The sequence below is a fragment of the Paracoccus sp. MA genome, from assembly GCF_020990385.1.
In the GTDB taxonomy this organism is placed as follows: domain Bacteria; phylum Pseudomonadota; class Alphaproteobacteria; order Rhodobacterales; family Rhodobacteraceae; genus Paracoccus.
Map to the genome: position 1 here is coordinate 1,834,604 of NZ_CP087598.1, position 25,397 is coordinate 1,860,000.

At 65.0% G+C, this 25,397-nt stretch carries 24 protein-coding genes, 1 tRNA gene, 2 rRNA genes and 1 pseudogene (1 of these 28 cut by a window edge); 21 read left to right on the forward strand and 7 right to left on the reverse strand.

The window, feature by feature from the left end:
- Positions 1 to 134: 134 nt before the first annotated feature.
- Positions 135 to 644 (forward strand): annotated as a pseudogene (locus tag LOS78_RS16125) (Arm DNA-binding domain-containing protein); the annotation flags it as partial.
- A gap of 120 nt (positions 645 to 764) precedes the next feature.
- Here LOS78_RS16125 and istB read toward each other — a convergent pair.
- Both istB and istA read right to left on the reverse strand, forming a co-directional pair.
- Positions 765 to 1,493, reverse strand: a complete 729-nt coding sequence (istB, locus tag LOS78_RS16130) for an IS21-like element ISPkr1 family helper ATPase IstB (protein ID WP_024843951.1) — start codon at positions 1,491 to 1,493, stop codon at positions 765 to 767.
- Positions 1,423 to 2,991 carry an IS21 family transposase gene (gene istA, locus LOS78_RS16135; protein WP_028717560.1) on the reverse strand — a complete coding sequence of 523 codons (1,569 nt, stop codon included), beginning with the start codon at positions 2,989 to 2,991 and terminating at the stop codon, positions 1,423 to 1,425. The genes istB and istA overlap by 71 nt, the downstream gene beginning before the upstream one ends.
- Before the next feature lie 180 nt (positions 2,992 to 3,171).
- Between istA and LOS78_RS16140 the strand changes: the two genes are divergently transcribed.
- From LOS78_RS16140 to LOS78_RS16215, 17 genes are all read left to right on the forward strand, one after another.
- A complete protein-coding gene (locus LOS78_RS16140; protein ID WP_230377481.1) occupies positions 3,172 to 3,486 on the forward strand; it encodes a hypothetical protein in 315 nt (104 codons plus the stop codon).
- A gap of 6 nt (positions 3,487 to 3,492) precedes the next feature.
- Entirely contained in the window at positions 3,493 to 4,122 is a 630-nt protein-coding gene (locus tag LOS78_RS16145) for a DUF6441 family protein (protein ID WP_230377482.1), read from the forward strand.
- A gap of 63 nt (positions 4,123 to 4,185) precedes the next feature.
- Positions 4,186 to 4,443 (forward strand): type II toxin-antitoxin system ParD family antitoxin, encoded by a 258-nt coding sequence (locus LOS78_RS16150; protein ID WP_230378535.1) that lies wholly within the window; start codon positions 4,186 to 4,188, stop codon positions 4,441 to 4,443.
- On the forward strand, positions 4,443 to 4,787 hold the full coding sequence (locus LOS78_RS16155; protein ID WP_230377483.1) for a type II toxin-antitoxin system RelE/ParE family toxin: 345 nt from the start codon (positions 4,443 to 4,445) through the stop codon (positions 4,785 to 4,787). The genes LOS78_RS16150 and LOS78_RS16155 overlap by 1 nt, the downstream gene beginning before the upstream one ends.
- 150 nt (positions 4,788 to 4,937) lie before the next feature.
- Positions 4,938 to 6,212, forward strand: coding sequence for a peptidoglycan-binding domain-containing protein (locus LOS78_RS16160; protein WP_230377484.1), 1,275 nt, complete (start codon positions 4,938 to 4,940; stop codon positions 6,210 to 6,212).
- Between the two features lie 82 nt (positions 6,213 to 6,294).
- On the forward strand, positions 6,295 to 6,717 hold the full coding sequence (locus tag LOS78_RS16165) for an acyl-CoA transferase (protein ID WP_230377485.1): 423 nt from the start codon (positions 6,295 to 6,297) through the stop codon (positions 6,715 to 6,717).
- Between the two features lie 26 nt (positions 6,718 to 6,743).
- Positions 6,744 to 7,682, forward strand: coding sequence for a phage tail tube protein (locus tag LOS78_RS16170; protein WP_230377486.1), 939 nt, complete (start codon positions 6,744 to 6,746; stop codon positions 7,680 to 7,682).
- Positions 7,683 to 7,684: 2 nt separating this feature from the next.
- Positions 7,685 to 8,122: a hypothetical protein gene (locus LOS78_RS16175; RefSeq protein ID WP_230377487.1), complete on the forward strand. Its 438-nt coding sequence runs from the start codon at positions 7,685 to 7,687 to the stop codon at positions 8,120 to 8,122.
- A 98-nt stretch (positions 8,123 to 8,220) separates the two neighbouring features.
- Entirely contained in the window at positions 8,221 to 8,352 is a 132-nt protein-coding gene (locus tag LOS78_RS22015) for a hypothetical protein (protein ID WP_256451358.1), read from the forward strand.
- Positions 8,345 to 10,807, forward strand: coding sequence for a phage tail tape measure C-terminal domain-containing protein (locus LOS78_RS16180; protein WP_230377488.1), 2,463 nt, complete (start codon positions 8,345 to 8,347; stop codon positions 10,805 to 10,807). Before LOS78_RS22015 ends, LOS78_RS16180 begins: the two co-directional genes overlap by 8 nt.
- Positions 10,807 to 11,433, forward strand: a complete 627-nt coding sequence (locus LOS78_RS16185; protein ID WP_230377489.1) for a DUF2460 domain-containing protein — start codon at positions 10,807 to 10,809, stop codon at positions 11,431 to 11,433. Before LOS78_RS16180 ends, LOS78_RS16185 begins: the two co-directional genes overlap by 1 nt.
- Complete coding sequence (locus LOS78_RS16190) at positions 11,430 to 12,314, forward strand: DUF2163 domain-containing protein (RefSeq protein ID WP_230377490.1); 885 nt, start codon at positions 11,430 to 11,432, stop codon at positions 12,312 to 12,314. Before LOS78_RS16185 ends, LOS78_RS16190 begins: the two co-directional genes overlap by 4 nt.
- The gene (locus LOS78_RS16195; RefSeq protein WP_023914189.1) at positions 12,311 to 12,757 is read left to right on the forward strand and encodes an NlpC/P60 family protein; all 447 of its coding nucleotides are present in this window, start codon (positions 12,311 to 12,313) and stop codon (positions 12,755 to 12,757) included. Before LOS78_RS16190 ends, LOS78_RS16195 begins: the two co-directional genes overlap by 4 nt.
- A 32-nt stretch (positions 12,758 to 12,789) precedes the next feature.
- Positions 12,790 to 16,788, forward strand: a complete 3,999-nt coding sequence (locus tag LOS78_RS16200) for a glycoside hydrolase TIM-barrel-like domain-containing protein (RefSeq protein ID WP_230377491.1) — start codon at positions 12,790 to 12,792, stop codon at positions 16,786 to 16,788.
- 20 nt (positions 16,789 to 16,808) lie between these two features.
- On the forward strand, positions 16,809 to 18,731 hold the full coding sequence (locus LOS78_RS16205; RefSeq protein ID WP_230377492.1) for a DUF2793 domain-containing protein: 1,923 nt from the start codon (positions 16,809 to 16,811) through the stop codon (positions 18,729 to 18,731).
- 33 nt (positions 18,732 to 18,764) lie between these two features.
- Entirely contained in the window at positions 18,765 to 19,073 is a 309-nt protein-coding gene (locus LOS78_RS16210; protein ID WP_230377493.1) for a hypothetical protein, read from the forward strand.
- A gap of 72 nt (positions 19,074 to 19,145) precedes the next feature.
- Positions 19,146 to 19,820, forward strand: coding sequence for a D-Ala-D-Ala carboxypeptidase family metallohydrolase (locus tag LOS78_RS16215; protein WP_230377494.1), 675 nt, complete (start codon positions 19,146 to 19,148; stop codon positions 19,818 to 19,820).
- Positions 19,821 to 19,828: 8 nt separating this feature from the next.
- Here LOS78_RS16215 and LOS78_RS22145 read toward each other — a convergent pair whose 3' ends face one another.
- On the reverse strand, positions 19,829 to 19,981 hold the full coding sequence (locus tag LOS78_RS22145; RefSeq protein WP_023912690.1) for a hypothetical protein: 153 nt from the start codon (positions 19,979 to 19,981) through the stop codon (positions 19,829 to 19,831).
- On the opposite strand from LOS78_RS22145, the gene LOS78_RS16225 reads away from it, so the two are divergent.
- On the forward strand, positions 19,971 to 20,237 hold the full coding sequence (locus LOS78_RS16225; protein ID WP_230377495.1) for a hypothetical protein: 267 nt from the start codon (positions 19,971 to 19,973) through the stop codon (positions 20,235 to 20,237). The two genes, LOS78_RS22145 and LOS78_RS16225, sit on opposite strands and share 11 nt — an antisense overlap.
- Before the next feature lie 67 nt (positions 20,238 to 20,304).
- Here LOS78_RS16225 and LOS78_RS16230 read toward each other — a convergent pair whose 3' ends face one another.
- Entirely contained in the window at positions 20,305 to 21,855 is a 1,551-nt protein-coding gene (locus LOS78_RS16230) for an RNA-directed DNA polymerase (RefSeq protein ID WP_230377496.1), read from the reverse strand.
- A gap of 131 nt (positions 21,856 to 21,986) precedes the next feature.
- Between LOS78_RS16230 and LOS78_RS16235 the strand changes: the two genes are divergently transcribed.
- A complete protein-coding gene (locus LOS78_RS16235) occupies positions 21,987 to 22,241 on the forward strand; it encodes an addiction module antitoxin (protein WP_230377497.1) in 255 nt (84 codons plus the stop codon).
- Position 22,242: 1 nt separating this feature from the next.
- Positions 22,243 to 22,554, forward strand: coding sequence for a type II toxin-antitoxin system RelE/ParE family toxin (locus tag LOS78_RS16240; protein WP_230377498.1), 312 nt, complete (start codon positions 22,243 to 22,245; stop codon positions 22,552 to 22,554).
- A 136-nt stretch (positions 22,555 to 22,690) separates the two neighbouring features.
- On the opposite strand, the gene LOS78_RS16245 is transcribed toward LOS78_RS16240, so the two are convergent.
- The 3 genes from LOS78_RS16245 to LOS78_RS16255 form a co-directional block, all read right to left on the reverse strand.
- Positions 22,691 to 22,767: transfer RNA gene (locus LOS78_RS16245), tRNA-Met, on the reverse strand.
- Positions 22,768 to 22,833: 66 nt separating this feature from the next.
- Positions 22,834 to 22,948: ribosomal RNA gene (gene rrf / locus LOS78_RS16250) — 5S ribosomal RNA — on the reverse strand.
- Positions 22,949 to 23,045: 97 nt separating this feature from the next.
- Positions 23,046 to 25,397: ribosomal RNA gene (locus LOS78_RS16255) — 23S ribosomal RNA — on the reverse strand; it runs 485 nt beyond the window's last position.

The window sequence follows — 25,397 nt, forward strand, 5'->3', positions numbered from 1 at the left end:
ATCGGCTCGAGGCCGGAACGCCCCTCCCCGCCTCACTTCCGGTCTCCGCCTCCTTTCCGGTCCTCCCGCCATGCTTGCCTTGATCCGGGCGCGAATCCACGCCTCATGTCAGGACGAGCAAGACGGAGGGATGCATGGTCAAGAGGCTGAAACTGAATGAGAAAACCGTCCGCGAGGCGGCAAACCTGGGGCGGGACTACCAGATCTTCGACACGGATGTCCGGGGGTTCTCGATCACCATCTACCCTTCCGGAAACCGGGCTTTCACGCTGGACTACCGGGTTGCAGGGCGCCAGCGGCGGATGACCATCGGGCGCTGGCCGGAATGGACCGCGACGGCCGCCCGGGAACGGGCCAAGCAGCTGCGGCGCGAGATCGACGAGGGGGGTGATCCCCTCAGCCAGCGCCAGGCGGCGCGGGAGGCGCCTCGGATCAGCGACCTGATCGAACAGTATCTGGCAGAACACACGCCCAACCTCGCGCCCCGCAGCGCGGCCGACCATCACACCATCATGCACAAGCTGGTCGGACCCGACTGGAACAAGAAGCTGGTGACGGAGATCACCAAGGCCGATGTCGAGAAGCTCCTGAACAAGATTGCCGCGGGGCGGGCCCGGCCGTCGAAGGCCAAGCCTGTCAATCGGCACGCAACTTTGACCCCCTTTCGGCGCCCAATAATGACCCCGCTTGGTCAGCACGGGTAGCTGGCCCGATGCGGTGTAGCCTCCATACAGCGCAACCGGATCGGGCCAGCGGCGTCTCGGTCATTCCCGCGTCTTGAAGCGCCAGCTCTCGTTGCCGGTCTCGACGATGTCACAGTGATGGGTCAGTCGGTCGAGGAGCGCCGTTGTCATCTTCGCGTCTCCGAAGACGGTCGGCCATTCGCCGAAGTCGAGGTTCGTCGTCACGATGATCGAGGTGCGTTCGTAAAGGCGACTGATGAGGTGGAACAGGAGCTGGCCACCCGTCTGGGCGAACGGCAGATATCCCAACTCGTCGAGGATCAGGAAGTCGAGGCGGCACAGGAGATCCGCAGTGCGTCCCTGTCGGTCGGCGCGGGCTTCGGCGTCCAGCTTGTTCACCAGGTCCACGACGTTGAAGAAGCGGCCGCGCTTGCCACGGCGGATGCAGGCCCGGGCGATGCTGACGGCAAGGTGGGATTTGCCGGTCCCGGTGCCGCCGATGAGGACGACGTTACGCTGATGCTCGAGGAACTCTCCGGAGGCCAGATCGCGCACCAGCGTTTCGTTTACGGGCGTGTCTTCGAAGCTGAACTCGTCGACTTCCTTGGCCAAGGGCAGCTTGGCGATGGTCATCTGGTATTTGATCGAGCGAGCTTGTTTCTCGCTGATCTCGGCGTTCAGCAGGTCGCCCACGATTTGCTGCGGTTCGTGCTGTCGCTTCACCGCCGTGGCGATGATCTCATCGTAGGCGGCCTTCATGCCGTAGAGCTTCAACTGGCCCATCGCGTCCAGCACCTGTGATCTTTCCATGGCGGGGTCTCCTGAGGCTGTCGTAGCGTTTGCAGTCGGCCACGGGCTCGCAGGTCAGGCGCAACGCGTCCGGCGTGGCGATGGTCAACGGAGGTGGTGGCTCGCGATGTCGGGCCAGGATGTTCAGAACGACCGATGCCGCCGGGGCGCCTTCGGTCAGGGCCTCGACGCAGGCAGCCTCGACGGCTTCCAGTCCATCCGTTGGGATCATGCTCAGGATCTGGACCATCTGACGGTCACCGTTCGGCACGCGCCCCAGCTTACGCTGGACGCGTCGTATCGCCGGCGGCAGTTCCCATTCCTTGAAGGGAGCGCCGTTTCGAAGGGCGCCGGGCTTGCGGGCCAGCACCGGGATGTAGTGCAGCGGGTCATAGATGGCCTTGTCGCGCCCGAAGGCGCGGTCGTGCCGGCCGACGATCTTGCCGTCCTGCCAGACCTCGACCCGCTCGGCATAGGCGCGGATCTCGACCGGACGGCCGACGGCGCGACCATCGACCGAGTAGCGGTTCTTGTCGAACCTAACGAGGCAGGTCTTGGACACCGAGGCCGGCACGGCATGGAATCCGTCGAAAGGGCCGACGTAGGGCACCAGGCTCGCCCGCTCATCCTGGAACACGTCCCAGATTGTCCGATCACGCAATTCCTGGTGCGGATGGGCCTTGGCCCAGGCAATACAGCGATCCTGAAGCCAGGCGTTGAGTTCCGCGTAGCTCTTGAAGCGCGGCCGCGGCACGAAGAACCGCCGCCGGACAACGCCAACCTGGTTCTCTACTTGTCCCTTCTCCCAGCCGGACGCGGGGGTGCAGGCGACGGGATCGACAAGGTAGTGTCCGCACATCTGCTGGAACCGGCGATTATACGCGCGGTCGCGGCCGACGAAGATCGTGTCCACCGCCGTCTTCATGTTGTCGTAGATCCCACGCGCACAGGCGCCGCCGAAGAAGGCAAAGGCCTTGTCATGGGCATCGAACACCATTTCCTGCGTCTCTCGCGGGTAGGCCCGGACGAACAGCATCCGGCTATGACAAAGCCGGACGTGAGCCACCTTCACCGTGGTGGTCACGCCGTCGATCAGAACGACCTCGTGACTCCAGTCGAACTGGTAGGCTTCACCCGGATCGAAGCTCAGTGGCACATAGGCGGCGGCTGACGCTTCCTGCTCCGCCTGCGACCACGAAGCCGCATAGCGTCGGACCGCGTCGTAGCCGCCGTCATATCCGAGGGCCCTGAGCTCTTCGAAAATCCGGATGCGGGTCAGCCGCTCGCGCTTCGGCTTGCGCGCATTCGCCGCCAGCATCTCGTCGAGCTTGCCTTTCCAGGGACCGATCTTCGGCTGCGGTTGGACGGTTCGCTCGTAAGTCATCTCCGTTGCGCCGGACCGGATCACCTTCCGAACCGTGTTCCGCGATACCCGCAGCTCTCGGCAGATATGCTTGATCGACTTCTTGTCCTGGAAATACGCCCGGCGGATCTTCGCAATCGTCTCCACAACCAGCATCCCACACTGTGCCCCCCGATAGCCTCGGAGGCATCATGACCATCAGCGTAAGGGGGTCATTTTTGGAAGCCGATTACCCCGTTACGGGGTCAATTTTGCACGCCGGTTCACATCCTGCCGGTGAACAAGCGGCCGCGGCTGGCGATCCGTCTGCACACGTCGAACTGACGGAAACCGCCCATGTCCGCCTTTGCCGCCGCCATGGACCGCATCTTCACCCATGCCACCATGGCGGCCCCGGCCCTCTGGATCTCGGCCACCACCTCCGAGGAACGCCCGATCCGCGTCATCCGCCGCGCCCCGGATCGCGTCACCGACTTCGGCGCGGGCCGCTTCGTCAGCGACACGACGGTGGTGGACGTGCGCGTCGCCGACCTGCCCGCCCCACGGCCGGGCGACGTGATCGTCATCGGTGCCGACAGCCATGTCATCCAGGGGGAACCGCTGCGCGACCGGGAACGGCTGATCTGGACCCTCGATCTCCGCCCGGCGTGAACCGCGATGAAACTGAAGATCAGCATCAGCCCCGACCTCGCCGCCCTGATGCAGGCGGAAATCGCTGCCGGTGAAAGGGCCGTCACCACCGCCATGCGCGAGGCGGGCGCGGGCCTCAAATCCGCCTGGCGCGGCCAGATCACCGGCGCGGGCCTTGGCACCCGGCTTGGCAACTCGATCCGGCTCGCGACCTATCCCAAGGGCGGCGAAAGCCTGAACGCCGCGGCGCTGGTCTGGTCGAACGCTCCGGTCATCGTCGGCGCGCATGACACGGGGCCGCTGATCCGGTCGCGCAACGGCTTCTGGCTGGCCATCCCCACCCCGGCCGCGGGCAAATCCACCCGCGGCGGCCGGATCACCCCAGGCGAATGGGAGCGCCGCACGGGGCTGAGGCTGCGCTTCATCTATCGCCGCCGGGGCCCGAGCCTGCTGGTGGCCGAGGGGCGGCTCAACAGCAAGGGACGCGCAGTGGCGTCAAGATCGAAGACCAGACGCGGGCTGACCACGGTGCCGATCTTCCTGCTGGTGCCGCAGGTCAAGCTGCGCAAGCGGCTCGATCTGGCGCGGGATGCCGAGCGAGCCATCGACGCCGTGCCGGGGCGGATCGTGTCGGGCTGGGTGGAGAGCAGGTTCTGAACAGGACCGTCGACACGTCAGCCGGATTGGCATATATTGCCAATGATCCGCATGGAGTTTCCGATGGCCACCCGAAACGTCGTCCTGACCGAAGCACAGTCCGACCTCGTTGACCGACTGGTGTCGACCGGCCGGTATCAGAACGCTTCCGAGGCTTTGCGCGCCGGGCTTCGCCTTCTCGAACGGGAAGAGGCGGAACTTGGCGCGTTGCGCAGCCGTCTGACGGCCGGGCTCGAACAGGCTAGGCGTGCTGATCTGGCCGAAGGCAGTGGCGAAGATGCCATCCGTCGGGCATTTGCCGCTGCGCGTGCAAATACCTGATGCCGAAACCCTGGCGTCTTACAAGGCAGGCGGAGGCCTCGCTGATCGAGATTGCCAGCTGGACCATCGAGACCTTCGGTCCACGACAGGCGGCGGCGTATGAGGATGACCTGATCTCCACCTGTCGCGAGATCGCTGCGGGCACCGCCCTGTCACAGGATTGCCGTCGGCTCATCGACCCAGCCTTGGCCGAGGACCTGCGCTTCGCGCGGGCAGGCCAGCATTTCGTGGTGTTCGTCGAGGAGATCGCGCGGGTGGTAATCATCGATTTCTTGCACAGCCGCGCCGACCTGCCGCGACGGCTGGCCAATCTGCCGCTGCCGAAAGGCGGCGGGGAACACTGACCCGGGCATGATCCCGGTAGAGGGACGCATCACGGCGGGGTGGGTGACAAATTTGGACAGGGACCTATGCCTGAACCGCCAAGTTCGCTTGATGGTTGAAATCTGCATCGCTAGCCTGATTCCGAAAGTGACCAGAGTTCGGAGCTGCCAATGTCGTTGAAACCGTTCGTCTTTGCCATTTCCCTCGCCGCGGTCCTTCCGGCCTTCGCGCAAGACACCTCCCTTTCAACGGAATTGGCCGATATCGAACGGCAGCTGACCGAGATCGACGCGCAAGCCGCGCGCTACGACGGCGGCCTGATCCTGACCCTGATCGACGCACGCCGTGAGGCGCTTCTTCTCGCCAAGACACTCACCGAAAACCGGATCAACGCGGAAGCGGGTGGCGCGACTGTCGAAGTGACAGTCCCGGCTGTTCAGCCTGACGAGGCGCGTGCGGCGCAGATCCTCGGTGAAATGGCAGCGGCTCAACAGCGTATCGAAGAGGCGGAACGCGAAGCTGCAACCGGCGGCGGGCTGATCCAAGCGCTTGCGCTCAGCCGCGCCGAAACCGAACGCCTCACGCTGGCGCAACTGCAGATGGGGTATCTGCAGGCGAAATACGGCATCGCTTTCCCTGTGATGGTCGCTCTGCCTTCGGCAGCAGCTCCGGCCGCAGCGCCCGCGGCTGACCCGGCGACGCCGCCGGAGGGTGCAGCACAAACCGTCGCGTGGGCGGATGCGCGGTTTCCGGCCATCGACTATACGCTCGCGCCATTCGAGCAGGCCAATCGGGATGGGCATCGGATTTCCGGCTGGTGGACGATTGAATCGAGCCGGGCGGCGGTGGACGACAGTCCGCAGATCGTCGCGCTGAACCATTCGCAGTTCCAGCCGAACAACTTCGTGGGCCAGACCGCCCTCGTCGCGCGCTGCATCGAAGGCGAAACGGCATTCGTCTTCGTGCAGGACGATTTTCTGATGAACGACTACCGCCGGAATTCGTTCGAAATGACGCTGCGCATCGATGACCAGCCGTCGCAGCAGTCTCGCTGGAGCAGTCTCACCTCCAACAAAGGGGCGGGTCTGTTCGGGCGGGATGCAGAGACGTTCATCCGGTCGATCTACGATGCCGACCGCCTGTTCATCCGGCTGGTCGAGTCAAACGGTCAGCAGCATGATGCGCTTTTCGAACTCGCGGGAGCGCAGGATGCCTTCGAGGAAGTCGCCGCGGCATGTGGATGGACCACCCTGTCGCTTTCCACAGACGACTACCGCGCCATTCAGACCCTCCTGAATGCAGGAGGTTTCGATGTGGGCACGCCGGATGGACAATGGGGTCCAGCCTCCCAGAGGGCCATGCGCGCCTATCAGGCATCGGTAGGACTACCCGAAACCGGCGCGCCTGACCGGGCAACCCTCGAAAGGCTCGGCGTCCGTCAGTGACGAACGGTTAGGCGGGCAGGACAGAAACCAACGTCGCGACTCTTCAATCCTGCCGACTTTCGGCACTCCCGATGGCTTGATCATGCCCACCACCCGCGAAACCGTCCTTGCCGCGCTGCACGCGCGGCTGCAGCCGCTTGCCGCCCTCACCCTCCGCGACGAGGTCCTGCCCGAGCGGATCCCCGCGGCGGGTCTGATCATCCTGCGCGACGGCCAGCCCGGAGAGCCGGAGGTGACGCTGTCGCCGCTGCGCTACCACTACCAGCACATGGCCGAGCTGGAGGTCGTCGTCCAGGCGGGCACCGGCCGGGCCAGCGCCTTCGACGATCTGACCACCGCCATCGGCACGGCGCTGGAAGCCGACCGGACGCTCGGAGGCCTCTGCGACTGGGTCGAACCTGAGGCCCCGGCCTCTGTCGATCTGCCAATCGAGGGTGCCGTCGCCCTTAAAGCAGCGGTGATCACCGTCGTCCTGCATTACACCACGACCGGCCCTCTGGCCTGACATTCCCCAACTCACAGGAGACCCCAATGGCACGCGCACACGGCGCGCGGGCGCAGATGGCGCTTGCGTTCGAAACCGTCTATGGCACCGCGCCCGCATCGGGCTATCGGACGGTGCCCTTCGCCAGCACCACGCTCGGCTCGGAACAGCCGCTGATCGCCTCGGAGCTGCTGGGTCAGGGGCGCGACCCGTTGGCCCCGATCAAGGATGCGGTCACGGCTGACGGCGATGTGGTGGTGCCGATCGATGTCGAGAACTTCGGCCTCTGGCTGAAGTCGGCCTTCGGCCAGCCGACGACCACCGGCACGACGCCGAAGACCCACACTTTCCAGTCCGGCAACTGGACGCTGCCGAGCATGGCCATCGAGACAGCGATGCCCGAAGTGCCGCGCTACGCGATGTATACTGGCTGTGTTTGCGATCAGCTATCGTGGCAAATGGCGCGCTCTGGCCTGCTCACGGCGACCGCGCGTCTGGTGGCGCAGGGCGAGAACGTCGCCGCCGCCACGGCCGCGGGCACGCCCACCTCGCTGGCGCTGCAGCGGTTTGGCCATTTCAACGGGGCGATCACGCGCAATGGTACACCACTCGGCAACGTCATCTCGGCCGAGGTGACCTATTCCAACGGCCTTGACCGCATTGAGACCATCCGCTCGGACGGCCGCATCGAAGGGGCAGACCCGGGCATGGCCGCCCTAACCGGCCGCGTCGAGGTGCGTTTCGCCGACACCGCGCTTATCACGCAGGCCATCGACGGCACGCCTTGCGAACTGGTCTTCGCCTGGAGCCTCGGGGCCAACGCCAGCTTCACCTTCACTGCCCATGCCGTCTACCTGCCGCGCCCCCGGATCGAGATCCCCGGGCCGCAGGGCATCCAGGCCACCTTTGACTGGCAGGCCGCGAAGGCCACCAGCCCGGCGCGCATGTGCACTGCCGTCCTCGTCAACACCGTCACGGGATACTGATCATGATCCGACTGAACCTCTCGAACCGGCCCGAATGGCTGGACCTGCTGCCTGGCCTGCGGGTCTTGGTGGCCCCTCTGACCACCGCGCTGATGGTCTCGGCCCGCGCCGATCCCGTGATCGACGGCCTGTCGGAAAGTTCCAGCCAGGAGGATATGGCGCTGGCAATGGCCAAGGCGGTCGCTCGCCGCGCGGTCTTGGAATGGGAAGGCGTCGGCGACGATGACGGCAACCTCGTCCCCGTCAGCCCGGCCGGGATCGACGCCCTTCTGGAAATCTGGCCGGTATTCGAGGCCTTCCAGGCGCAATACGTCGCCCGTGGCCTGATGCTGGATCAGGAAAAAAACTCCTCCGCGCCCTCGCCGACTGGTCCTTCGGCGGGGGCGACGGCTACTGCGCGGCATGCTCGGGCCCCTGCCCCGACTGCCCCGCAAGACTGAACCGGCCGCTGACGGTCGAGGGCTGGCAGGTCTGGGACCTCACCCAGCGCCTCGGCGGCCAGCTGCGCATCGCCCCGGGGGCGGTCATCGGATGGGACATGGGCGCGGCGCTGTCATTGGCGCAGGCGCTGGGCATCAACGCCCTGATCGCAGCCGAACTGCTGCCAGAGATCGAGGCGGTGATGGTGCGCAAATTCAACGAGCAGATGGAAGGACGCCGGAATGGCTGAGAAGAAGGTCTCCGTCCGCCTCGTGGCGGAGGGCGGACGCCGCGTTCGCGCGGAGCTGGAGGGGATCGGAGATGCCGGGGCGAAGGGGATCGGCCGCCTGTCGCGCGAGATGGAACTGGCCAACACCCGGCTTGCGTCCTTTGCCCGTCGCGCCGGTCTTGCTCTTGGGGCTGCTGCAGCCGCGGCCACCGCCTCGCTCGGGCTGATTGTCCGCTCCACGGCCGAGAGTGCCGCGCAGATCCGGCAGTTCGCGCAGGTCGCAAATGCGACGCCTGAGGCGCTGCAGCGCTGGTCGGCTGGCGCGCGGACGGTCGGGATTGAGCAAGAGAAGCTGGCCGACATCCTGAAGGACGTGAACGACCGGGTCGGGGATTTCCTGCAGACCGGCGGCGGGCCGATGGCCGACTTCTTCGAGAATGTGGCCCCGCGTGTGGGCGTGACAGCCGATCAGTTCGCCCGCCTTTCCGGCCCTGAAGCCCTCCAGCTCTACGTCGACACATTGGAACGCGCTGGGCTCAGCCAGCAGGAGATGACCTTCTATCTCGAGGCCATGGCCTCGGACGCGACGCGGTTGATCCCGCTCCTTCGCAACGGCGGGGCCGAGATGGCCCGACTTGGGGATCAGGCTTCGGACCTCGGCGCGGTTCTGGACAGCGATGCCCTCGAAGCCCTGCGCCGCACGCAACTGGCGCTGGGCACGGTCTCGCTGGTCTTCGAAGGCCTGCGCAACCGCATCGCCGTGGCGGTCGCCCCGACAATCGAGGCGCTGGCCAATGCCTTCGTGGCGCTGGCCTCCGATGGCGGCATCCTGCGGTCGGCCATCGACACGCTGATCGGCAACCTTGGAAGGCTGGCGTCCTATGCGGCCACTTTCGCCGCCGTCATGGCCGGGCGCTGGGTGGCGGGGCTTGCCGCTGCTGCCCTGTCGGTGCGCGGCCTCGCCACGGCGCTGGTCTTCCTGCGGGGTGCCCTGATCCGCACCGGCATCGGCGCGCTGATCGTCGGCGCAGGCGAGCTGGTCTACCAGTTCTCGCAGCTGGTGGCCCGGGTCGGCGGCGTGGGCGAGGCGTTTCGCCTGCTGGGCGATCTGGCCCGCGAGGTCTGGTCGCGCATCGGCCTGTCGCTGGACGCGGCGCTCGCCCGCATGGCGGCCGGATGGGAGGGGCTTAAGGCGGCCGGTCTGTCGGCGCTCGAGGGCACCATCGCAGGCGTCGTCAGCTTCGGCGACCGGACGGTGGCGATCTTCCAGGGTGCCTATGATGCGGCGGTGGCAATCTGGGGAAGCCTCCCCGGGGCCATCGGCGACTTCGCCTTCCAGGCCGCGAACGGGCTGATCTCGGGCGTCGAAGCGATGCTGAACGGCGTCGTCACGCGCATCAACAGCTTCATCGAGACCCTGAATGCGGCGCTGGCTCTGCTGCCGGAGTGGGCGACGGGCGAAGGTGGCGTGCGGATCGGCATCCTCGATCCCGTGGAACTGGGGCGTATCGGCAACCCCTTTGAGGGCGCGGCAACGGCCGCAGGGGCTGCGGCAGCGGATGCTTTCTCAGCAGCGCTGTCACGCACCTATCTGGAACCGCCCGATCTCGGGCTCGGTGCCATGGCAGATGACGCCCGCGCCCGGGCCGATGGCTATAGCGAGGCCGCCGGGATGCTGGCTGACGCTGCCGGTCGGCCATTGGCCAGCTGGCAGGCGTTGAAGGATGCGGTGACCGGCACGGGGACCGAGGCCGAATCCGCGCTGGCGGACGCAGCCGCCTCGGCGGATGCCCTGACCGCCGGGCTGAACGACACCGCCACCGCCGCCGATGGTGCGGGCGGGGCTGCGCGCGAGGCCGGGGCCGCAGCGGCGGAAGGCGCGGATACGGCCCTCACCGGCTGGCAGGCCGTCACGGCCGCGCTGGCCGATTATGCCGCCAAGGCGCGCGACATTGGCGGGGATATCGGCAGCGCGCTGGTCGGCGCCTTCACCTCGGCCGAGAACGCCATCGGTGACTTCGTGAAGACCGGCAAGCTCGACTTCCGCGATCTCGTGACGTCCATGATCGCCGATCTTGCCAAACTCGCCGCCCGGCGTTTCATCCTCGGCCCCATAGCCAATGCACTCTCCGGCGCGCTGGGCGGTGCGGGTGGGATTTTCGCGAACATCCTGCATGCGGGCGGGATGGTCGGTGCCCCGGGCTCCGGCCGGATGGTCCCGGCGCTGGCCTTTGCAGGCGCGCCGCGCATGCATTCCGGCGGCTGGGCCGGTCTGCGGCAAGATGAGGTGCCGGCGATCTTGCAACGCGGGGAGCGGGTCCTCTCGCGCAGGGAAGCCTCGGGCTACGGCCAGGCGGGCGCCTCGACCGTCAACGTCACGATCAACGCCCGGGATGCTGAGAGTTTCCGCCAGTCCCGCACGCAGGTCGCCAGCGACATCGCCCGCGCTGTGTCGTTGGGCCGGAGGGGGATGTGATGGCCTTCCACGAGGTCCGCTTTCCGGACAACATCAGCCGCGGGGCACGCGGTGGCCCCGAGCGGCGCACCCAGATCGTCGAGCTGGCAAGCGGGGCCGAGGAACGCAACGCGAGCTGGGCCAACAGCCGCCGCCGCTACGATGTCGCCTACGGCATCCGCCGCGCCGACGATCTGGAGGCAGTCGTCGCCTTCTTCGAGGCGCGGAACGGGCGCCTCCATGGCTTCCGCTTCAAGGATTGGGCCGATTTCAAGTCGTGCCTGCCGTCGCAGACCCCGGCCTCAACCAATCAACCCATCGGCACCGGCAACGGGTCGGCTACCCTGTTTCAGCTGACCAAGCGCTACACCTCCGGCGCGCAGTCCTGGTCGCGGGCCATCGCCAAACCTGTCGCAGGAACCGTGACCATCGCCCTGAACGGCACGCCCCAGGCCTCCGGCTGGTCGGTTTCCACGACAACCGGTCTCATCACATTCGTCACGGCTCCCGCCGCGGGCGTGGCCATCACCGCAGGCTTCGAATTCGACGTCCCTGTCCGCTTCGACACCGACGCCCTCGATGTCACCCTCGACTTCGAACGCCTCGGGTCGATCACCTCGATCCCCCTCGTGGAAATCCGCACATGAAGACCCTGAACCCCGCGCTGCAGGCGCATCTCGACGATGGCACGACGACGCTCGCTTGGTGCTGGCGCATCACCCGGGCCGACGGCATGACATTCGGTTTCACGGACCATGACCGGACCCTCACCTTCGACGGCACCGAATTCGAGCCGGAGAGCGGTCTGACGGCATCCGAGGTCCGGTCGGGGGCGGACCTGTCGGTCGATGCGCAGGATGCCCAAGGCGTGCTGTCTTCGGACCGGATCACCGAGACCGATATCCTCGACGGCCGCTGGGACAATGCGGCGGTCGAGGTCTGGCGGGTGAACTGGGCCAGCCCCGCGCAGCGCGTGCTCTTGCGCCGCGGTGCCATCGGCCAGATCCGGCGCGGGCGGCTCGCCTTCGTCGCCGAGGTCCGGTCGCTGGCGCACATCCTTGGCCAGACAGTGGGGCGGACGTTTCAGGCCAGCTGCGACGCTGCGCTGGGCGATGCGCGCTGCGGCGTGAACCTCGAGGCCCCGGCCTTCACGGGCAGCGGCGTGGTCATCGATGTGCTGCGCGACCGGGCCTTCACGGCTTCCGGCCTCGGCGCCTTCGCGGCGGGCTGGTTCGGCTTCGGTCTGGTGGAATGGTCGACTGGCGCGAACGCCGGGCGGCGGGTCGAGGTGCTGTCGCATGACCTCGTCGACGGGGTCGCGATCCTGACCCTGCTGGAAGCACCGGTGCGCCTGATCATGGCGACAGACACCTTCATCGTCCGGGCGGGCTGCGACAAGCGGATCGCGACCTGCGGGACGAAGTTCGCCAATGTCGCAAACTTCCGAGGCTTCCCGCACATCCCGGGCCAGGACGCCGTATTGCGCTACGCCACCAAGGACGGCGGCCATGAGGGTGCGGTGCTGTGACCGCGCAAACACCGACCGCCGATCCAGCCCGCGTCATCGCCGCCGCGCGATCTTGGCTCGGCACGCCCTATCACGACCAGGCCAGCTTGCGCGGGGTCGGCTGCGACTGCCTCGGCCTGGCACGGGGCGTCTGGCGCGAGGTGGTCGGGCCGGAGCCATTTCCGATCCCGCCCTACAGCCGCGACTGGGGCGAGACCGGGCCGCGCGAGGTGCTGGCGGACGGCGCGCGGGCGATGATGCCCGAGGTCGCAACCGCAGATGCACCGCCCGGCGCGCTGATCCTGTTCCGGATGATGCCCCGCGCCATCGCCAAGCATGTGGGCATTCTCACCGGCCCAGACACCTTCCTACACGCCTATGAACGCCTCGGGGTGATCGAGGAACCGCTGACACCAGCATGGCGACGCCGCATCGCTTTCGCCTTCCTGTTCCCCGCACGCTGACACCCCAACCTTTCGAACCTTGAGTTTCCGCCATGGCGACGCTTGTCCTCGGCGCTGTCGGTTCCGCCATCGGCGGGGCCTTTGGTGGCGCGATCCTCGGCTTTTCTGGCGCCGCCATCGGCGGTTTCATCGGGTCGACCATTGGGTCGGTCGTGGACAGCTGGATTGTGTCCTCGCTGACCCCGGCACAGAAAATCGAGGGCCAGCGCCTCGACAGCTTGCGGATCACCTCGGCCACCGAGGGGGCCATCATCCCCCGCCTCTACGGCCGCATGCGCATCGGTGGCAACATCATCTGGGCCACGGATTTCCGCGAGGAGACGAAGACCACGACGCAGGGTGGCGGCAAGGGCGGGGGCGGCGGCCGGGTCAAGACGACCGAGTATCTGTACTATGCCAGCTTTGCCGTTGCGCTTTGCGAGGGGCCGATCACCGGCATCGGCCGCATCTGGGCCGATGGCAAACCGCTCGACATGACCGGCATCACCTGGCGTTGGTATCCCGGCAACGAGGCGCAAGCAGCCGACCCGTTCATCTCGGCCAAGATGGGAGCGGCGAACACCCCCGGCTACCGCGGCACGGCCTATGTCGTCTTCGAGGACCTGCCGCTTTCCACCTACGGCAACCGCCTGCCGCAACTGTCTTTCGAGGTGTTCCGGCCGCTCGCGGATCCCGACACCGCCGAAGGGCTGGTCAAGGCCGTCACCATGATCCCGGCCTCGGGCGAGTTCACCTATGCAACGGAGGCCGTCCGCAAGACGGTGGGTGCGACGACGACGGTCTTCGGCCAGACCACGGGCGGCACGACCTCGGCCGAGAACCTGAACGCGCTGCCCGATGAGGCCGATATCGCCGTGGCGCTGGACCGCTTGCAGGCCATGGCCCCGGCTGTGGAGAGTGTCAGCTTGGTCGTCGCCTGGTTCGGTAACGATCTGCGCGCGGGCAACTGCACGATCAAGCCCGGCGTCGAAGTGGCGGCCAAGGTTACCAGCCCGAAGGTTTGGTCCGTGAATGGCGTGGCGCGGGCCAATGCTCATCTCGTCAGCCGTGACGCCGAGGACCGGCCGGTCTACGGCGGCACGCCTGCGGATTTCGCAGTGGTGCAGGCCATCCGCGAGATGAAGGCGCGCGGCCTGCGCGTTACATTCTATCCCTTCCTGCTGATGGACGTGCCGCCCGGCAACACGCTGCCGAACCCCTACAGTGCGAATGCCGCCACCCCCGGCCAGCCGAGTTTCCCGTGGCGGGGCCGGATCACCTGTTCCCCGGCTGCAGGCTTTGCCGGGACGACCGACAAGACCGCCGCTGCGGCGACGCAGGTCTCCAGCTTCTTCGGCGCGGCCACACCGGCGCAGTTCGCGGTGTCGGGCGACAATGTCAGTTGGACCGGCCCCTCGGGTGACTGGGGCCTGCGCCGGATGATCCTGCACTACGCCCATCTCTGCGCGGTGGCGGGCGGGGTCGATGCTTTCCTGATCGGGACCGAGATGCGCGGGCTGACGACGATCCGCTCCAGCGCCAGCGCCTATCCTGCCGTCACCGCCTTCAAGGCGCTTGCGGCCGACGTGAAGGCGGTGCTCGGACCGGGAACCAAGGTCGGCTACGCCTCCGACTGGTCGGAATACTTCGGCCACCAACCCGGGGACGGGACCGGGGACGTGTTCTTCCACCTCGACCCGCTCTGGTCGGACGCGAACGTCGATTTCATCGGCATCGACAACTACATGCCGCTCTCCGACTGGCGGGATGGCTTCGACCATGCGGATGCGCTGGCAGGCTGGGCGGCGATCCATGACCGCGGCTACCTGAAGGCGAACATCGCAGGGGGCGAGGGCTTCGACTGGTTCTATGCATCCGCCGCCGACAGGTCGGCCCAGATCCGCACGCCGATCACAGACGGTGCCGCAGGCAAGCCTTGGGTGTTTCGCTACAAGGATCTGCGGGCCTGGTGGTCGAACCCGCATTTCAACCGGCCCGGTGGGGTGGAAAGCGGCACGCCGACATCATGGGTGCCACAGTCGAAGCCCGTGTGGTTCACCGAACTGGGCTGCCCCGCTATCGACCGGGGCACGAACCAGCCGAACGTGTTCTTCGATCCGAAGTCGTCAGAGAGCTTCACCCCCTACTTCTCCCGCGGCTGGCGCGATGACGCGATCCAGCGCGCCTATCTGGAGGCGAGCTACCTCTGGTGGGGCCAAGGCGCGAACAACCCGACATCGTCCGTCTATGGCGGCCGAATGGTCCATGTGCCGGAATGCGCCGCCTGGACCTGGGACGCGCGCCCCTATCCGTTCTTCCCCGAATTGACCGGCATCTGGACGGATGGCCCGAACTGGCGGCTCGGGCACTGGCTGACAGGGCGGCTCGGCGCGGTATCGCTCGCGGCCCTCGTGCGCCATCTTTGCCTATGCGCTGGGCTGGCGGAAAGCCTGATCGACGTCTCCGGCCTTTGGGGCGCTGTCGAGGGCTATGTCATCGGCGCGCTGGAAAGTCCCCGCGCGTCGATTTCCACGCTGGCAAGGCATTTCGGCTTCGATGCCATCGAGACGGAAGGCGTGATCCGCTTCGTGATGCGTGGTCGCGCCTCGGTCGCGACACTGGCCATCGACGATCTGGTGGCCAGTCGTGAGGGCGAAGCCTTCGAACTGACCCGCGGCCAGGAGACCGAAATGCCGCAGGCGCTGAAGTGGCAGGTTGCGCGTGCCGACGAGGACTATGACGCTGCGCTGGTCGAAGCTCGCCGCATCACCGTCGACACGACGCGCATCGCGTCCGAGTCCTTCCCGATGGCAATCCCGCCTGAGGAGGCCGAGCGCCGCTGCCGCCGTGCACTGATGGAGGCGTGGATCGGCCGGGAAAGTGCCACCTTCCGTCTGCCGCCCTCGCGGCTCGCCCTCGATCCGGCCGACGTCATTCGGCTGGCGCATGACGGCCGCGAGGTGGCATTCCGGCTGGTCTCGGTCGCCGATGCGGAAGCGCGCGGCATCGAAGCCGTTCGCCAGGACCGCGCCGCCTATGACCTACCGCCCGGTGATCCTCGGCCCGCTTCGCTGGCCAGCCCCGTCGTCTTCGGCACGCCGGAGGTGGTGATGCTGGACCTGCCGCAGGTTTCCGAGGACCAGCCCGCCCATCGCCCCTTGATCGCCGCCCATGCCAGCCCCTGGCCGGGCGAGATCGCGGTCTTCCGCAGCGCCTCGACGGATGGGTTTTCGTTGCTGACCACATTCGGCAGTCGGGCCCGGATCGGCACGCTGGCCTTCGACTTCTTTCCGGGGCCGACCTCCCGCTTCGATTTGGGCAATGCGCTGGTGGTCGATCTTCTGTCCGGAACGCTGGAAAGCGTGACGGACGTCGCCCTATTCGGCGGGGCCAATGCGCTTGCGGTCGAGAGTGCCGCTGGCCAGTGGGAGATCGTGCAGGCGGGCGCGGCCGAACTGATCGCGCCGAGCAGGTACAGCTTAACCCGCCTGCTGCGCGGCCAGCGCGGGACGGAATACGCAATGGGCAACCCGGCCCCAGCCGGGGCGCGGGTCGTGGTCCTCGACGCCGCGCTTTCGGCGCTGCCCATCGCTGAGGCTGACCTTGGCTTGCCGTGGAACTGGCGCGTGGGCCCGGCCGCGCGCGCTGTCACCGATGACAGCTATGCCGCACTGGGCTTCACCCCGACCGGCCGGGGCCTTGTCCCCTTCGCCCCGGTCCATGTCGAACAGCCCTGGCGAACGGGGCGTAACCCGGGCGATCTGACGATCCGCTGGGCGCGGCGATCCCGCGCGCTGGTCGCCGATGCCTGGGAACAGGTCGAGGTGCCGCTGGCTGACGACCTCGAATCCTACGACGTCCAGATCCTAGACGGGGCTGTGATCAAGCGCACGCTGGTCAGCAACACGACCTCCGTCCTCTACACCGCCGCGCAGCAGACCGCCGACTGGGGCGCACCGCTCGGGGCCGGACAGACGCTGGCGATCCGCATCTTCCAGCTCTCGAACCGCCTCGGCCGCGGCACGCCCGCGACCGTCACGCTGCAATTCTGATCCCAAGCCACGGGAACCCCATGTCCGACACCACGACCCATCTGGGCCTGCCCTACCTTCTGGCGGCCCAAGCGCAGAAACATGTCACCCACAACGAGGCGCTGCGGCTGCTTGATGCCATGGTGCAGCTGTCGGTCCTCGACCGCACGCGCACCGCGCCCCCGGCCAGCCCTGCCGATGGCAATCGGCATCTGGTCGCTTCTGGCGCGACCGGGCTCTGGGCCGGGTGGGAGCTGAACATCGCCTTTTGGATCGATGGCGCGTGGATCCGCCTCGTCCCGCGCATCGGCTGGCTCACTTGGGTCGCGGCCGAGGGCCTGTTCCTCGTCTGGACCGGCAGCGCCTGGGAGATCGTGGGCGAGCCGCGCGACGTGTCGGACGCGGTCTTCAGCCTGGTGAACGACGCGGACCCGACGAAGAAGGCGACCTTCTCGCTGGCGGGGATCGGCGCCGGAACCACCCGCAGCTTCACCCTGCCGAACACCTCGTCGGAACTGGCGATCCTTGCGGGCACCCAGACCTTTACCGGCAACAAGACCTTCTCGGGCACGTTGACCGCTTCCGGGACGGTGACGACATCCGGCGCCACGGCGACCATCGGCACGTCCACCGGCACCGCAACCTACGGCATGGGCACCGGGGCCACGACCACGGGCGTCACCAAGACCGTGAACCTCGGCACCGGCGGTGCATCCGGATCGACCACCGTCGTGAACATCGGCTCGGCCACGGCAGGTGCTGGCGGGACGACGGTGATCAACACGCCAACCGTCACCTTCGCCAATGCCGTGACACAGGTTGGTATGCCGCAGGCGAACCTGACCGCGCAGCTCTTGGGTCTCGGCGGGGCGACGGCCGACAGCTTCAACCGGCTGTCGGTGAACACCCCGGCCGTCCTCCTGAACAACGCAGGCGCGGGGATCGAGGCGACCGTCAACAAGGCCGCCGTAGGGAACGACGCGGCCTTCGCCTTCAAGACCGGCTTCTCTGCCCGAGCGCTGATCGGCCTCTTGGGCAATGACGATTTCGGCTTCAAGGTCAGCCCGGACGGATCGGCCTTCTTCGACGCGATCCGCATCGACCGCACCAGCGGCCAGGTGGAATTGCCGCAGCCCACGGTCCTGCCTGGACTGGCCGCTGCGCCATCACCGCCGCCCGCGGGCAAGGCCGCCGTCTATGCCCGCAACCGCGCTGGGGCACCTTGGATCGACGTGATGCGCCCCTCGGGGCGGGATTTTCCCCTGCAGCCGCATTTCGGGGTGAACCGGATCGCGAACTGGGCGCCATCAACCGGCACGACGATCACCAGCGAAGGCCTGCCGATTACCTCGGTCGGCACCGTCTCTCACCCCACGCTGGCCGCCACGAACCTCGCCGCCTCGATGCGCCGCTGGCGTCTGACCTCGGCGGCCGTGGTGGACTCGGTCGCCGACCAGCGTTCCACAGGCTGGGCCTGCTGGCGCGGAAATGCGGCGGGATTGGGCGGCTGGACCTTCGTCACGCGGATTTCGCTGACGACCCTGCAGGCGACCGGCATGGGGTTCTTCGGTCTCTACGGATCGACAGCCGCGCTGGCCACAACGCTGACGCTCGCCGCTGTCATCAACTGCATCGGGATCGGCTTCCAGCGCGGCACGCACACCCGCTGGCAGCTGGTCGCAAACGACGGCACCGGGGCGCCGACGCTGACCGACATGGGCGTAAACTTCGCCATCGCCACCGGCGGCGTGCTGACGCTGTTCATCGCCGCGCCGCCGAACGGATCATCCGTCTGGGTGCGGGTGGTGGACGAGGTTTCCGGTGCGGTCTTCGAGCAGGAGATCACCGCCGACCTGCCTGCGGCAACGCAGTTCTTGTCGCCGCGGCTCTTCATGAACAACGGCGCAACCGCGGCCGCCGTCGCCTACGACTGCGCCGGGGTCTACCTCGAAACCGACTTTTGACCGGCCGCAGCCCGCGGCTATGAAAGGACCATCATGAACGACCAGACCACTCTCGCCGGGGAGGTAGCGCGGGCCTTTCGGGACCACGGGATCACAGCCGCGCTGACCGCTCTGATCGGCGGCACCATGGCCCTGATCGCGGCAATCACCCGCAAGGCCTTCACCAACGAGGCCCTGCTGGACCGCCTTGACCGGGAACTGATCGCCGACCGCGACCGGATCGACCGCCAGCGCAGCGAGGACCGCAAGGTCGACGGCGACCGCCTGGACCGGATCGAGACGGACATCCGTTCGATGCGCGACATGCTCTTCGACGCCTTCCAGCGCGGCCGATCCGACTGACCTGACGCCAATGCTTACCCCCGTCCGACCCCCCACCCGCCCCAGAGGCGGGTTTTTCATTTGGAGGATACCATGCTGACGCTGACCTACTCCCACTGGCGCGATGTTCCCGCGAGCGCCTGGCGCTGGCCGAATTTCTCAGCCGCCGAAATCGCCTGCCGCGGCACCGGCGCGATCAAGATCAACACGGAAGCCATGGACAAGCTGCAGGCCTTGCGGGACCGCCTCGGCAAGCCGCTGATCATCCGCTCGGCCTATCGCAGCCCGGAACACAATCGCGCCGTCGGTGGCGCCCCGGCCTCGAAGCACATGCAGGCGACCGCCTTCGACATCGCCATGTCGAACCACGATCCTGTAGCTTTCGAGGCGGCGGCGCGGGCGGTCGGGTTCCTCGGCTTCGGGTATTACCCGCGGTCGGGCTTCATGCACATCGATCTCGGGCCTGCCCGCTCCTGGGGCGATCCCTTCCCGGCGCGGCCCGTTCCGTTCGCCCCGGAACTGCCGCCCGCGCGTGAAGTCCTGTCGGAAAGCCGCACGCTTCGTGGCGGCGGGGCCGCTGGGGCGGCGACAGTTGGCGCGGCCGGGGTGGAGGTTCTGCAGGACGTCCTCGCGGAAACGCAGTCCACGATTCAGCCGCTGGTGCCCTACCTCGACTCCCTGCGCTGGGCGCTGATCGCCATCGCGCTCATCGGCATCGCCGTCACCATCCACGCCCGGCTCGATGACTGGAAGCGGGGCCAACGGTGATCGGTTGGCTACTCACCCATGGCCCGGCGCGGAAAACGCTGGGCCTTATCCTCGCCGCAGCAGCGATCCTGCTGTTCCTCCTGAACCTGCGCCGCGCCGGTGAACGCGCTGGGCGCGCGGCCGAGCGCCTTGATGCCCGAGAGAGAAACGATGCCATCCACCGCCAGATGCTCGACGCCGCCGCTCGCCGCCCTCCTGATCGCGATGCTCTGGCTGACCGGCTGCGCGATGGGCGGTTCTGACGCGCGCGCGCCATGTCCGCCTATTGTCGATTACACGGCAGCCGAGCAGGTCCGCGCGGCTGCCGAGGTCGAGGCGTTGCCGGAAGACGCCGTCATAGTGCGGATGCTGAGCGACTACGCCGTGCTGCGCGATCAGGCGGACGCGTGCAGACGGAGTTCGGACTTAGAAAACTAGTTGAGGGCTTGAACCGACCGCGTCTTTCCATGAACCCATGCATCAAGCGGGCATCAGGCTCATTATACTAAATGGTCTGAGAAATCAGCGTATTAATCGCGCTGTGTCCGCCCCATGCCCGCTTGCATGTCTTCTTTTCCACAAGGGTCAGATACTTGGAAGAATAAAGGATCGCGCTTCGGACATAATCGGAAGGCTCGTCCTCGTACGACGTTCGGACTGTCCGCTTCTGCTGCGCCACCCCATGCTTCGCGGCGAAGATAGCTGCCATCGCTCGTGTCTCTTTGGCTACCGTCCGGTTTTGGAGCCATTGAAGGGCAGTATTCACCGTCGCCCGTGTGACAGATCCTGAGCGCAGAAGCGCTGCTAGCAGAAACATTCGCTGATAGTCGGACACAGTTTCGTCGGCTACAAGCTCTTCCAGTGCGTCGACGACGTCTTGGTTTGTACGAACGAAGGTAGATATGTAGGAAAAATAAAGCCTTGTCTGGTGCGGCTTCTCTTTAAGGTTCTCGAGCACATGATCCACGGCGCAACTGGACTGAGCGGAACGTAAGATAGGCAAGCAGAACTTTTCGATCTGGTCCTCTTGGCTCGGGTAGTCGGCAATGTTCGCCATCAGGCGTTCGACCGCCGCGTTCTCGAGACCATCGTCGTCCTCGTCTTCGTCGTCCTCATCGTCTTCTTCTTCCCATTCAACTTCGAAGCCGTATGGGCTGGCGCGGTCGTAGGTGTCGTCGTCCTCAATCTCTTCGCGAATTTCGTCGAATAGGCGGTCGACTGCGGTCTCCTCCCGGATCACGTCGTCGGCCGGGATAATCTTCGACTTATACTCGTTCAGGTGCAGACCGTCCTTGCGAAGGGTTTCGATCAAGCTGGCGAGGCCCTTCCGTGCATCAGCCTCCGATGGAAAGCCCATGTAAATGTCGTCAACATATCGCGCAGAAAGTACTCCAGCTAAGTCGCAGTACGCGTCGAAGTCCGATAAAAAGAAGTTGCCAAGCGCGTCAGACGGATACACGCCTTGAACGATGCCGAAGGAATTTCGTTCGCGGAACGCAAGGAACATTTCCTCAAGCATGCTGACGACCTCGGGCGCGCAGCCGGCTGCAGTCATCAGGTTCACCAGGTGGTGATGTGGCAGCCGCTCAAAGTAATTGGAGATGTCGGCCTTCAAGATGAACTCACTCCGATCGCAGATCTCCGCCACGCGAGTCTGAAAGCGCTCCCACGATTCGTGGTTGGGCTGGAACATATTCCCGTCATCCTCGGAGGGGATGTGACTAAAGGAACGGGTACGGTCGAGGCCGTCTTCCAGCTGGACCATAATGTTGTCCACCAGTGCTTGGTACATAAACCTATCGGCTGGCCTAAGTATGCTGCCTGGACGCGTGAAAAATCTCTCCTTTGGCACGCTAATGGTAAGCGGTAGTTCTGGCTGGTAGGTTCCTGCCTTCAGCTGCTGCTTCAACTGGTCCCAAAGAGCATCGCCTGCCCGGCTGAAGATTGTGTTGTAGTGCGGAGCAAGAATGAAATCGCTGCGAATGTCTGCCCTCACGTGAGCTATGACGCTCTCATGGTCGATCTGCGCGATTATCTTCCTGTCCAAGCCGGGCATGGCAATTCCTCAAGGTCGACCACCAGAAGTACTTATCTGCAGGAAAAAGTCTATTGTCTCAGTGTAACTCAGTGGCGCCTTGCTCGCGTGTTCATTCTTGCTTATCTTGAAGACAGCATACGGAGGCCGCCATGTCCCAGACCACGACGATGACTGTCCGGATCAGCGGCGCGCTGAGCGAGTTTGTGGCGTCGAACGTGGGCGAGCACGGGTCCTACGAGAACATCAGTGAGTACGTGCGCGACCTGATCCGCCGCGACAAGGAGCGGGTGGAACGGGAGACGTTCGAGCGTCTAAAGGCAGAACTGACGCGCGCCTTCGCGGCGCCGGAGGAAAGCTATCGCCCGTTGACGGCGGCCGAGGTGATCGCCCGGAACCGGGGCTGACATGGCCATTCGCGTCCAGGAGGCCGCATCGCTGCGGCTTGACGAGATCTACCGCTACACCCGCGAGCGCTGGGGTGCGGACCAGGCGGACCGCTACATCACCGATCTGTTCGCCGCGTTCGACCGCATCGAAGGGGGCGGAGTTTCATCGCGCTCCATTCCGGCGGAATTCGGGGTCGATGGCTTCTACTTCCGGCACGCGCATCACTTCGTGTACTGGCGGCGTCTGTCGAACGGGGACGTCGGCATCGTGACGATCCTGCACGAGCGGATGCATCAGATTGACCGGTTTCGGGATGATCGGGGCGGCTGATCGCCAGCGTCCGGAACGCTAAAAGCCCCCTGTGAAGGGGGCCTCGTGTAACGTTGAGTTGTTGTTGAGGTAAAGTCGTTTGCTTATACACAAGCGAAACGATCACCATTTAAGTCTTTGGTTTTATTGCGGATTTTGGTTGCGGGGGCAGGATTTGAACCTGCGGCCTTCAGGTTATGAGCCTGACGAGCTACCGGGCTGCTCTACCCCGCGGCATTTTTTGCGGACCGTTCTGATACGCTCTGCTTCGTTCGTGAGAGACGGATCGCTTCTTTTCAGGTCTGGCGGTGACCTACTCTCCCACGTCTTTTGACGCAGTACCATTGGCGCGACGGCACTTAACGGCCGAGTTCGGGATGGGATCGGGTGTTTTGCTCGTGCTTTGGCCACCAGACCGGAAAAGGAGCGATCGGCGTTTTCCGGTTCTTCTGGGAACCTGGAAAGACATTGTCCAAGGATGCTTTTGGAAGAAGGTCTGCCTTCTTCCGGATCAAATCAAGCCAATCGAGCCATTAGTACCGGTCAACTGAACGCATTGCTGCGCTTACATCTCCGGCCTATCGACGTGGTGGTCTTCCACGGCTCTCAAGGGATACCTTGTTTTGAGGGGGGCTTCACGCTTAGATGCCTTCAGCGTTTATCCTGTCCGTTCATAGCTACCCAGCACTGCCGTTGGCACGACAACTGGTCCACCAGTGGAACGTTCACCCCGGTCCTCTCGTACTAGGGGCAACTCCTCTCAAGTATCCTACACCCACGGCAGATAGGGACCGAACTGTCTCACGACGTTCTAAACCCAGCTCACGTACCTCTTTAAATGGCGAACAGCCATACCCTTGGGACCTGCTCCAGCCCCAGGATGAGATGAGCCGACATCGAGGTGCCAAACGATGCCGTCGATATGGACTCTTGGGCATCATCAGCCTGTTATCCCCAGCGTACCTTTTATCCGTTGAGCGATGGCCCTTCCACTCGGGACCACCGGATCACTATGGCCGACTTTCGTCTCTGCTCGACTTGTCAGTCTTGCAGTCAGGCTGGCTTCTGCCATTGCACTCAACGAGCGATTTCCGACCGCTCTGAGCCAACCTTCGCGCGCCTCCGTTACTCTTTGGGAGGCGACCGCCCCAGTCAAACTACCCACCACGCAGGGTCCCGGACCCGGATAACGGGCCGCGGTTAGACATCAAGAGTGCGAAGGGTGGTATCTCAAGGATGGCTCCACGGGAACTGGCGTCCCCGCTTCGATGCCTACCACCTATCCTGCACATCGCAATCCTGATGCCAGTGCGAAGCTATAGTAAAGGTGCATGGGGTCTTTCCGTCTAACCGCGGGAAGTCTGCATCTTCACAGACAATTCAATTTCGCTGAGTCCACATTTGAGACAGCGGGGAAGTCGTTACGCCATTCGTGCAGGTCGGAACTTACCCGACAAGGAATTTCGCTACCTTAGGACCGTTATAGTTACGGCCGCCGTTTACCGGGGCTTCAATTCAAGGCTTGCACCTCTCCTTTTAACCTTCCGGCACCGGGCAGGCGTCAGACCCTATACGTCGCCTTACGGCTTCGCAGAGCCCTGTGTTTTTAGTAAACAGTCGCCACCCCCTGGTTTGTGCCCCCCGCCAACAGTTGCCTGCCAACGGGGCCTCCTTCTCGCGAACTTACGGAGGTATTTTGCCGAGTTCCTTAAATGTGGTTCTCTCAAGCGCCTTGGTATTCTCTACCAGTCCACCTGTGTCGGTTTAGGGTACGGTCTCATGGAGGGCTATTTCCAGGAACCGCTCAGCAGCCCCTCCAATCCGATAAGGAGGAACTACACCTGCGATCCGTCACCATCTCCTGGCCCAGGAATATTAACCTGGTTCCCATCGACTACGCCTTTCGGCCTCGCCTTAGGGGCCGGCTTACCCTGCTCAGATTAGCTTTAAGCAGGAACCCTTGGACTTTCGGCGACAGGGTCTCTCACCCTGTTTGTCGCTACTCATGTCAACATTCTCGCTTCCGATCACTCCACCGGATGCCTTACAGCCCGGCTTCACAGTAAACGCCTGTCCGACCAAGGCTTTCCCAAGGGAAAGCTAAAGTCGGATGGCGTTATATCACGGAACGCTCCGCTACCGCGTGCATCAATGCACACCCAAAGCTTCGGCTCGTGGCTTGAGCCCCGTTACATCTTCGCCGCAAGACCTCTTGATTAGACCAGTGAGCTGTTACGCTATCTTTAAAGGATGGCTGCTTCTAAGCCAACCTCCTGGTTGTTTTGGAAGTCTCACATGCTTTCCCACTTAGCCACGAATTGGGGGCCTTAGCTGTTGGTCAGGGTTGTTTCCCTCTCCACGACGGACGTTAGCACCCGCCGTGTGTCTGCCAGATAGTTCTTCCCGGTATTCGGAGTTTGCTTAGACTCAGTAAGGCTGTGGGCCCCCATCATCCATGCAGTGCTCTACCCCCGGGAGAATTCGTCTGACGCGCTACCTAAATAGCTTTCGCGGAGAACCAGCTATCTCCAGATTTGATTGGCCTTTCACCCCTAGGCACAAGTCATCCCGACCTTTTTCAACAGGTGTGGGTTCGGCCCTCCAGTTGGTGTTACCCAACCTTCAGCCTGCTCATGCCTAGATCATCTGGTTTCGGGTCTGATCCGTCTGACTCATGCGCCCTTTTAAGACTCGCTTTCGCTGCGCCTACACCTAACGGCTTAAGCTTGCCAGACAGACCAAGTCGTTGACCCATTATACAAAAGGTACGCCGTCAGGGCGCAAGGCCCCTCCGACTGCTTGTAGGCGTCCGGTTTCAGAAACTGTTTCACTCCCCTCGTCGGGGTGCTTTTCACCTTTCCCTC